Source organism: Acidobacteriota bacterium, assembly GCA_003696075.1.
Taxonomy (GTDB): Bacteria; Acidobacteriota; Polarisedimenticolia; order J045; family J045; genus J045.
In genome coordinates, this window is record RFHH01000213.1 from 1 (window position 1) to 2,577 (window position 2,577).

Genomic DNA, 2,577 nt, shown 5'->3' on the forward strand with positions numbered 1-2,577 from the left:
CTTGACATCGCGGTGAACGACGCCGTTCAGGTGGGCGTAGGCGAGACCGCGAGCGGCCTCGAGGAGGATCGCCAGCGCGCGATCGCGGCTCAGGCTGCCGCGGGACAGGAGGCTCTGCAGCGTCTCCCCCTCGACGTACTCCATCACGAAGTAGGGACCGAGCGGAGAGGATCCGCGATCGATCACCTGGACCACGTTGGGATGGTTCAGCCGGGCGAGCACCCGGGCCTCGCGCTCGAACAGCCGCACCATCTCGGGCTGGCCGAGCAGCTCGCGCCGCAGGATCTTCACCGCGACCGTGCGGCCGAGGGACACCTGCTCCGCCCGCCACACCTCGGCGAAACCACCCCGCGCAAGGCGGTCGGTGAGCGTCAGGCCGGCGATGACCCCCGAGCCCGCCGTGGCTTGCGGGGGCGCTTCGAGCCCGGCGGCCATCAGCGGCCTCCTCGACCGGGACCGCTCCGCTCCCGGCGCGGGCCGCGGTAGACTCTCGCAACGCCGTTGCCGGTCCAGGGCCCGGGAGGATGGCGTTGCCCGCCGATCACCGTCTCACCCGCATCGTCGCCACCATCGGCCCCGCGACGATCTCCCCGGCACGGCTCCGGCTGATGGTCGCGGCGGGGATGGACGTCGCGCGGCTGAATATGAGTCACGGCGATGCGTCGTTCCACAGGCGGGCGGCGCGCGCGGTGCGGGCCGCGGGGCGGTCCCTCGGGCGGATCGTCGGCCTCATGGCCGACCTCCAGGGCCCGAAGGTGAGGTTCGGCGACTTCGGACAGGCGGTGCCGATCCGGCGCGGAATGCCGCTGGTGCTGACCGTCCGCCCCGCGGCGGCCGACCCGGAGCGCGGCGTCCTCCCCGTCGACTACCCGCATCTTCCCCGCGAGGCGGAACCGGGACACGAGATCCTGGTCGGCGACGGCGCGGTGCGCCTGAAGGTCCGGCGAGTGAGGGGGGAGCGCGTCTACTGCACGGTGATCGAGGGGACGGAGATCTCACCGCGGACCGGCTTCCACCTGCCCCAGGCCAAGCCGCACGGGCCGGCCCTCACGGCCAAGGACCGCCGGGATCTGACCCTCGCCGTCGAGCTGGGCGTCGACGCCGTCGCCCTGTCGTTCGTCCGCACGGGAGAGGACGTGGCGCTGGCGCGGCGGCTGCTCCGGCGCCGCGGGAGCGAGGCGCTGATCGTCGCCAAGATCGAAACGCCGCAGGCCCTCGACAACCTGGACGAGATCCTCGCCGCGGCCGACGGCGTCATGGTCGCGCGCGGCGATCTGGGGGTCGCCCTGCCCCCGGAACGCGTTCCGGTCGAGCAGAAGCGCATCATCGAGGCGGCGACCGCCTCGGGAAAGCCGGTGATCACCGCCACCCAGATGCTCGAGTCGATGCGCTACGCCACGCGCCCCACCCGCGCCGAGGCGTCGGACGTCGCGAACGCCGTGTGGGACGGATCGTGGGCGCTGATGCTGTCGGCGGAGACGGCCACGGGGCATCACCCCGTGGAAGCCGTCCGCATGATGAAGCGGATCATCGAGGCGGCGGAGCGCCGGTTGTTCAAGTTGCCGCGCCGCCGGAGGGCTCCGGGGCCCGTACCCGTCTCGGAGGGGATCGCCGAGGCGGCCACGTGGATCGCGTTCGACGTCGGCGCCCGGGCGATCGTCGCGCTGACGCGGAGCGGCGCCACCGCGCGCCAGGTCGCCCGCTTCGCCCCCTCCCTTCCGGTGTACGGCTACACCCCGAACCGGGAGGCGCTCGGGAGGATGACGCTCTACCGGGGGGTCGTACCGCGCCCGCTCCGGATGCAGCGAACGTTCAGCGCCGCCATTCGGGCGGTCAACGCCGACCTCAAGCGGCGGGGCGAGGCGCGGCGGGGGGAGCTGGTCGTCATCCTGGGCGGCTCTCCGGACGAACCGCTCGGCGTCACCAACCGGCTCGTCGTCCACCAGATCCGCTGACCGGTTTCCGGCGGGCCGCCGGCCGGCACGCGGCCGCCGTTCGGCGCCGCTCCCGCTCGCGGCCGCGATGCCGGGCGCTCCCTCGCCTCGACCTCCGGGAGGGGCGTCAAACCACCCGGCGGGCGACCGGCCGCTCGCCGGCGACGAACAGAAGATGCGCGCTCACCGGCGCGCCGAACCGCGCGAGCAACGCGGCGTCGTACAACTCGAGCTGGGGCGCATAGCGCGCCTCGAGGCGATCGAGCTCCTCGCCGTCCGACCAGGCATCGGTCTTGTAGTCGACGATCCGCCAGCCGTCCCCTTCGCGGTAGACGAGGTCGGCCACGCCCTCCACCGGGATCGGATCCTCGGGCGAGGGGCGGTTCTCCTTCGCGAGCTTCGCCTCCAGCGCTTCGCGGGCGCGGCGCGGGAGATCGTCCCAGGAGCCGCTCCAGGCGAGGGGAAGCTCCGCCCACGCCTCCGGGGCGCGGCGTGCGGCCCCCACGAGCGGCGACGAGATCGCGCATCGGACGCTGCGGATCACCGCCTCCGCAGCCGCCGCATCGAGGTCTTCGCGAGCCGCGGCCCGGCGCGCCGCTTCCCGGGGGTCGCCCAGCAGGCCGATCACCAGCCACCGGAGGGC

General features: G+C 74.0%; 3 protein-coding genes. 1 reads left to right on the forward strand and 2 read right to left on the reverse strand.

All coding sequences use genetic code 11. The features are described from left to right. On the reverse strand, positions 1–435 hold a 435-nt coding region (locus tag D6718_13385), incomplete at its 3' end, for a serine/threonine protein kinase (protein RMG42803.1). A gap of 89 nt (positions 436–524) precedes the next feature. On the opposite strand from D6718_13385, the gene pyk reads away from it, so the two are divergent. Then, on the forward strand, positions 525–1,955 hold the full coding sequence (gene pyk, locus D6718_13390; GenBank protein ID RMG42804.1) for a pyruvate kinase: 1,431 nt from the start codon (positions 525–527) through the stop codon (positions 1,953–1,955). Positions 1,956–2,061: 106 nt separating this feature from the next. Here pyk and D6718_13395 read toward each other — a convergent pair. Next, the coding region (locus tag D6718_13395) for a hypothetical protein (GenBank protein ID RMG42805.1) at positions 2,062–2,577 on the reverse strand (516 nt) is incomplete at its 5' end.